The sequence below is a fragment of the Mesorhizobium sp. M1A.F.Ca.IN.022.07.1.1 genome (assembly GCF_003997575.1).
GTDB lineage: Bacteria > Pseudomonadota > Alphaproteobacteria > Rhizobiales > Rhizobiaceae > Mesorhizobium.
Window position 1 is genome coordinate 1 of sequence record NZ_RZST01000315.1, and the last position, 6,841, is coordinate 6,841.

The 6,841-nt window shown below is 59.1% G+C and carries 6 protein-coding genes and 1 pseudogene; all 7 read left to right on the forward strand.

Annotation, left to right across the window (positions count from 1 at the left end):
* Positions 1 to 945 (forward strand): FAD-dependent oxidoreductase (locus EOA75_RS26205; protein WP_164747566.1); only part of this gene is annotated, 945 nt, incomplete at its 5' end.
* A 79-nt stretch (positions 946 to 1,024) separates the two neighbouring features.
* A complete protein-coding gene (ilvD, locus tag EOA75_RS26210) occupies positions 1,025 to 2,659 on the forward strand; it encodes a dihydroxy-acid dehydratase (protein ID WP_127325515.1) in 1,635 nt (544 codons plus the stop codon).
* Positions 2,660 to 2,713: 54 nt separating this feature from the next.
* Positions 2,714 to 3,559 carry a fumarylacetoacetate hydrolase family protein gene (locus EOA75_RS26215; RefSeq protein ID WP_127325516.1) on the forward strand — a complete coding sequence of 282 codons (846 nt, stop codon included), beginning with the start codon at positions 2,714 to 2,716 and terminating at the stop codon, positions 3,557 to 3,559.
* 310 nt (positions 3,560 to 3,869) lie between these two features.
* Positions 3,870 to 4,069: pseudogene (glnQ, locus tag EOA75_RS35220) on the forward strand (glutamine ABC transporter ATP-binding protein GlnQ); the annotation flags it as partial.
* Positions 4,070 to 4,104: 35 nt separating this feature from the next.
* The gene (locus EOA75_RS26225) at positions 4,105 to 4,716 is read left to right on the forward strand and encodes a hypothetical protein (RefSeq protein ID WP_127325517.1); all 612 of its coding nucleotides are present in this window, start codon (positions 4,105 to 4,107) and stop codon (positions 4,714 to 4,716) included.
* A 350-nt stretch (positions 4,717 to 5,066) separates the two neighbouring features.
* Positions 5,067 to 5,855, forward strand: coding sequence for a 3-ketoacyl-ACP reductase (locus tag EOA75_RS26230; protein WP_127325518.1), 789 nt, complete (start codon positions 5,067 to 5,069; stop codon positions 5,853 to 5,855).
* Between the two features lie 114 nt (positions 5,856 to 5,969).
* The coding region (locus tag EOA75_RS26235) for a malonate decarboxylase subunit alpha (RefSeq protein WP_206517039.1) at positions 5,970 to 6,841 on the forward strand (872 nt) is incomplete at its 3' end.

Consider the following 6,841-nt stretch of genomic DNA (forward strand, 5'->3'; position numbering starts at 1 on the left):
ACCGTTACCGGCGTGCTTCTCGACGGCGATCGGGTGGTCGGGGTTTCGGCCTATTGCAAGGAAGGAGTGCTGGACGTTCGCGCCGCCACCGTCATCGACGCCAGTGGCGACGCCGACATCGTCGCGATGGCGGGCTTCGAAACATTCATCGGCGCCGATGGCCGGGTTCAAAACCCGACCATGATCTTCCGGCTTCTCGGCGTAGACGTCGACCGCTTCCAGTCGCATTTCGGCAGCGATACGATTATGCCGGCTGCGGTCACCTCCTTGATCCAGGAAGCGGTGGAAAGCCGGAAATACGATCTTCCCCGGTCGAAGATCTGGCTGTTTCCGACGACACGCCCCGGCGAGCTGCTGTGCAACTGCACGCGTATCGTCGGGTCCGACGGGAGGGAGCTCAATCCGCTCTATGCCGCCGATTTCACCGAGGCGGAACTGGCCGGGCGACGTCAGGTGAGGGAGTATGCTCGGTTTTTCAGGGATACGCTTGTTGGATGCGAGCAAAGCTGGGTCAACGACACGGCCATCCAGGTAGGCGTTCGCCAGACCCGTCAGGGCCTGGGGACCTACGTCCTCAGGAACGACGATGTCGTCCATGCCGCGAAATTCGCCGATGGCATTGCCCGATCGCCCTGGCCGATCGAGCTCCATTCCGGCCAGAAGCCGATCGTCAACTGGATCAAGAACGACTTCTACGAGATCCCGTTCCGCTGCTTCGTTCCGGTCCGCGGCGAGGGGCTGCTTTTCGCGGGCCGGTGCCTGTCGGCGGAGCATGAGGCCGTCGCCTCGGCCCGGGTCACCGCCCAGTGCTTTTCATACGGGCAGGCCGTGGGTCACGCGGCAGCATTGGCGGTGTCCGGCAGCATCGCGCTGCGCGCGATCGACGGGCGGAAGATCCGAGAAATTCTCAACAATGAAGGCGCACAGCTCGATGACTGCCCATAGTCAAAAAAAGCCGAACCTGCGAAGCAATTTTGAACCGGGCAGCACCAGATGGGCGGTGCGTCGCGCCCAGTGGCTAGCAATGGGCATTCCCGAAGAAGACTTCGAGAAGCCCAAGATCGCGATCGTCAACACATCGAGCAAGCTGTCCGTGTGCTTTCAGCATCTCGATGAGGTGACGGCGCGGGTCGAGGCTGCCATTCGTGCCAATGGCGGATTGCCTTTCGAGGTCCGCACGGCCGCCTCGTCGGATTTCGTGACAAGCGCCGGCTTGCAGGGCCGCTACCTGATGCCGACCCGCGATCTCATGTCCTTCGACGTCGAGGTCCAGATCGAGGGCGCTCAGCTCGACGGTATGATCCTGCTGTCATCGTGCGACAAGACCACGCCGGCCCATCTCATGGCGGCCGCACGGCTCAACATACCGTCGATCGTAATCGCTTGCGGCTACCAGCTGGGCAGCGCGTGCGGCGAGAAGCACATCGACATCGAGACGCTTTACAACTCCGTCGGAAGTTACAAGGCCGGCGACATCGACCTCGATCGCCTGACGAAACTGAGCCGCTTCGCCATTCAGGGGCCGGGCGTCTGCGCCGGTCTCGCGACGGCGAATTCCATGCACATTCTTGCCGACGCGCTCGGCATGACGCTTCCCGGAAATTCGCCTATACGTGCCGGGTCCGAACGCCTTTACGGTCTTTGCGACGCTGCGGGCAAGCGGATCGTCGAGATGGTTCTGGAAGATCTTCGGCCCCGTCAAGTTCTCACCGCGGCCGCGTTTCGCAATGCGATCCGTGTCGCCGTCGCCCTTGGAACCTCGGTAAACGTCGTGCGGCACCTCGCGGCGGTGGCGCACGAGGCCGAGCTCGAGCTGGACGTAACGGCCGAGGTGGAGCGGATATCTTCCGAGGTTCCGCTGATCGCGCAGATCAGACCCAACGGCTCAACCCGAATAGAGGACTTCGAGGCTGCGGGAGGCTGCCGCGCCGCGATGAAGGCGCTCGCCGCAATTCTCGATCGCGAGGCGATGACCGTATCCGGCAGGACGGTCGGCGACATCACCGACGCGTCACCGGATCCCGACAGTCCCTATCTCGCGACGCTCGACTCCCCATGCTCCGACGAACCCGGCCTGACGATCGTACGCGGCTCGCTCGCGCCGCTTGGAGCGGTCGTCAAGATCGCGGCCGTTCCCGTGCATATCCGGAAGTTCGACGGGCGTGCGCGCGTCTTCGAGAATGAGGCCGAGGCGATCGAACGGCTCAACCCGCGTCACCCCGAGTGTATCAGCAGCGGCGAGGTCGTCGTTCTGCGGATGATGGGCCCGAAGGGCGGTCCCGGAACGGTCTTCGCTGCCAGTTTCATGGCGGCGCTTCAGGGCACGGGGCTTGCCGGCGAGGTGGCCGTCGTCACCGACGGCGAGCTTTCGGGCCTAAACAGCGGGATCACGATCGGGCAGGTGATGCCCGAGGCCGCCGAAGGCGGACCGCTGGCCTATGTCAGGGACGCCGACACGATCGCCATCGATCTCAATCGTCGCGTCGTCGACCTTCTCGTCGACCACGACGAGATGACGCGCAGGATCAGCCAGCCACTTTCCTTGCCTCCCTCCAGAAAGGGCTGGCTCGCAGTTTATCGGGCGACGGTTGGTCCTCTCTCGCGTGGCGCCGTCGTCGGGGACGTGAGCGTCGTGGAAGACGCGCGGAACGCACGATAGCGCCGCCGGTCCCCTCACCGGCACCACCCAAGAAACATGATCAAAGGAGATGAGATGAAACTGCTTCGATATGGCGAGCCGGGCAATGAAAAACCCGGACTGCTCGATTCCGATGGAAACATCCGCGATATTTCCCGGCATGTCGCCGACCTGTCGGACGATGCGCTTTCACCTGCCAGTCTCTACCAGTTGTCCCGAACCGACTCGGACAGCTTTCCGATCGTCTCCGGGTCGCCCCGGCTTGGGCCGTCGGTGGGCGACGTGCAGCGCATGATCTGTATCGGCCTGAACTATTCCGATCACGCCGAAGAGTCGGGCCTTCCTGCTCCCGCCGAACCAGTGATCTTCGTAAAATCATGCGCGGCGACGGGGCCGAACGACGATGTTACCATCCCGCTGGGGGGAGAGAAAACCGATTGGGAGGTCGAGCTGGGCGTCGTCATCGGCCGGCGGGCGCGGCATGTCGAGGAAAAGGACGCCCTGACCTATGTCGCCGGCTACATGATCGGCCATGACGTGTCGGAGCGAGCGTTCCAGCTCGAGCGCGGCGGTCAGTGGACGAAGGGGAAGAGCTGCGAGGGCTTCGGCCCGCTCGGGCCCTGGCTCGTGACAGCGGATGAAGTCGGCGACCCGCAGTCCCTCGATATGTGGCTGGAAGTAAACGGCCAGCGCTACCAGAACGGCAATACGAGGAACATGATCTTCAGTGTAGCGGTCATCGTCAGCTATCTCAGCAAGTTCATGACCCTCGTGCCGGGCGACGTGATTCTGACGGGAACGCCCGCCGGTGTCGGCGCGGGAATCAAACCGACGCCGAAATTCCTGAAGCCCGGTGACGTCGTCAGGCTTGGGATCCAGCGGCTCGGCGAGCAGCAGCAGACCTTCGTCGCCTACACCTGATCAGGCGCAAGTGACAGCCGCCTTCCATTCGCCAGGCGGCTGCACCCACGCGGGTGGTAGTGTTCTGGAGGAAAGCCTATGTACGAGTTGAATTTCGGGCCTGTGCTCTCGAATTTTGAGGAACTGATGCAGGGATTGTGGACCACGATCTACTTGTCCGTGTCGGCCATGATTCTCGGCCTCCTGGTCTCCATCGTCTGCGCGATCGGAAAGACGAGCGGCGGGCGCCTCGGCTGCTGCCCCGCATCCCGCAAGGCAATGCGGCGCTTGCACTGGCGCCATCAGACTAGGCCTGTGCTCCGCCGCACAGACGTCGGCGCTCGATCCCGAGATGGTCAAGGAACTGCTTGATACGATGATCGATTTGGCCAGCGAGGGCATGACCATGCTGTGCGTCACCTATGAAATGGGTTTGGCGGGATCATCGAGATAGGCTCGCCAGACGAGTTCTTCGGAAATCCGAAGAACGATCGTCTGAAGAACTTCCTCGGTCAGATATCTCACGGCTAAATGATAAAATCTTCACTTGCAGAAGGTAATGCGATATGACCTTGCTTGGTTCAGAAGCTCTCATCATCAAGAATGGAATTGCCGAGGGATGGGAGGAACAATTTGTTCGCTGGCACACGTTCGAGCACATTGACGAACGGCTAGCTGTTCCAGGCTTTCTCCGCGCACGTCGTTTTAGAGGCTCTATTTCATCTCCAAATTGGCTGACGCTTTACGAGACTAAAGAAGGTGCGCTCACGTCGCCGGCTTATAAGCAGCGACTTGAAGCCCCTACTGAAGCAACGCGTGAGATTATCTCAGTTTTCAGAAACTCTGAACGAGCCATATGCAATGTTCGTCGATCCTCGGGATCTGGAGTTGGCGGCGCCCTGTTAGCAGTGAACTGTTCCTACGCCGATAGCGACAAATTATGTTCATACGATACGCACATCGACGTCGTCGCGACTCACGTGCTAGACGCGGACGCCGAAGCATCTGCTGTTCGGTCAGCAGAGAAAGCGTTACTACAGAACCCTGATCGTATTCCTTCAACCGTCCTTCTCTTTGAGGGCACGAGCGTCGAGTCGCTGAAGCTGCTCCGCGATACGTTAGGGTGCGGAGAACTCTTTCAGCTAGAAATTTTGAAACAACGAGTTGTAGCATGCTGACTGAAGACGTTCGCATCGCCCAGCAAGGCATCGTGGAAACAACGGCTACATGCTCGGCGTCGGTGGTGGAGCTTCTGGTGTCGCAGCGGCAGCGACCGCGCCAAGGGCTGGTATATCCGTTGGTGTGATCGAAGGGTATGGGCTTGCTGAGGAAGACGTAGTCGCTGGACTGTCGGGAACAGTAATTGGCTTGTGCGCTTCGCTCGTTCAGCCGCTCCCAAAAAGCGTGGAGCATGAGCAATCAAGCGCAAGGGTAGTCACAAATCTGTTCCAACCATCTCAAGATGGTTACGACACTATAGCACTTCCGTGTCACTTTTTGTGGTTACGGATTAAGGTTGGGAGACATCATGAGTGGTTTAGAAAAGCGCAGTGAGGTCGCCGTTGTGACCGGGGCCGCGCAAGGTATTGGACGCGCGGTCTGCGAAGTAATGGCTCGAACAGGTTACGCAGTTTGCGGTCTAGATCGAGCATTTACTGATGACAGCGAGGAGTGGGAAGCACGGATTACTCGTTTTGGAGCGCGAGACGCGGCCGCCTTTCCGTTTGACTTAAACAAAGTTGAGACACATTCGGAGATTGTCTCGCGCATCGCCGAGCGCTTCGGAGCCGTCGATATCCTTATCAACAACGCAGGTATAGGGTCGCCGAAACGCGGCGACATGCTTGATCTCACTCCGGAAAACTTCGACGCGACACTCGGGGTCAATCTGCGCGGCACCTTTTTTCTGACGCAAGCGGTGGCGCGATGGATGCTTCATAACGCCGCCAAAAACGGCGTGAACCGTTCAATTGTTATTGTCTCGTCCGCTGGTGCGGACATCGCGTCGCTTGAGCGCGCCGAATACTGCATTTCTAAAGCAGCTCTACCGATGCTCACGAAATTGTTCGCATTGCGTATGTCTGCAGCGGGCGTGAACCTCTTCGAAGTTCGGCCCGGTATCGTTCGGACCGCTATGACGTCCGCGGTCACTGCAAAATACGATGCTGCGATTTCTGAGGGCATTGTCCCTGCTGGTCGTTGGGCAGAGCCAGACGACATTGCGGACGCAATCAATGCGCTCGTTTCAGGGGCATTTCGCTTCGCGACCGGCAGCCATGTCTTCATTGATGGCGGTCTGTCGATCCAACGATTGTGAGACATCATCCAGAGCTGTTACGACCGCCGTCGGGCAAGCAAGTCCAGTCTTTCGTCGTTATCTAAAGCCTATTTTCTCTAAGCGCAGAGGTTTGTTGTGACATTCCCGAAGATTATGACCGCCGAAGCAGCTGCTGCACTCTTGCCTGATGGTGCGATTGTAACGGTTTCATCCGCCTCCGGCCTCGGGTGTCCCGACGCAGTGTTGGCCGCTATAGGCCAGCGCTTTGATAATACGGGACACCCGCGTAACATAACGTCTTTGCATCCTATCGCGGCGGGCGACATGTGGGGCATTGAAGGTATCGGCCACATTGCTAAGCAAGGCTGCTTAGCCAAGGTGATAGCAGGTTCCTATCCTTCGGGTCCATCGTCCGCCGAACAGCCGGAAATTTGGCGAATGATTGAATCAAATGAAATACCCGCATACAATGTTCCTTCGGGCATTCTTTTTGATTTACACCGAGAGGCTGCTGCCAAACGGCCGGGCGTTCTAACGAAAATCGGGATCGACACTTTCGCAGATCCCAATCGACAGGGCTGCGCTATGAATGCTCGGGCGGCTGCCGAGCCAATTGTGAAGCATGTCAGGTTTGAAGGCGAGGATTGGCTTTACTTTAAAACCATCGTGCCGAACGTTGCCATTATCCGAGCGACGACCGCCGACGAACGAGGGAATCTATCCTTCGAGCACGAGGGCGCCTATCTCGGGCCGATCGAGCAGGCCCTAGCTGTTCGCAACAACGGTGGAATCGTGATCGCCCAAGTAAAGCGTCTCGCGAAGAGCGGAACGATCAAACCATTTGCGGTTGCCGTTCCAGGTATATTCGTTGACGTGATCGTCGTCGCCCCCGAGCAGATGCAGTCAACGCAGACGGTTTATGATCCGGCTGTCTCGGGTGAAGTCTTTAAGCCCCTCTCAACTTTCACCAAACCGACTTTCGATGTTAGCAAAGTCGTGGCTCGTCGGGTGGCGCAGGAGATGAG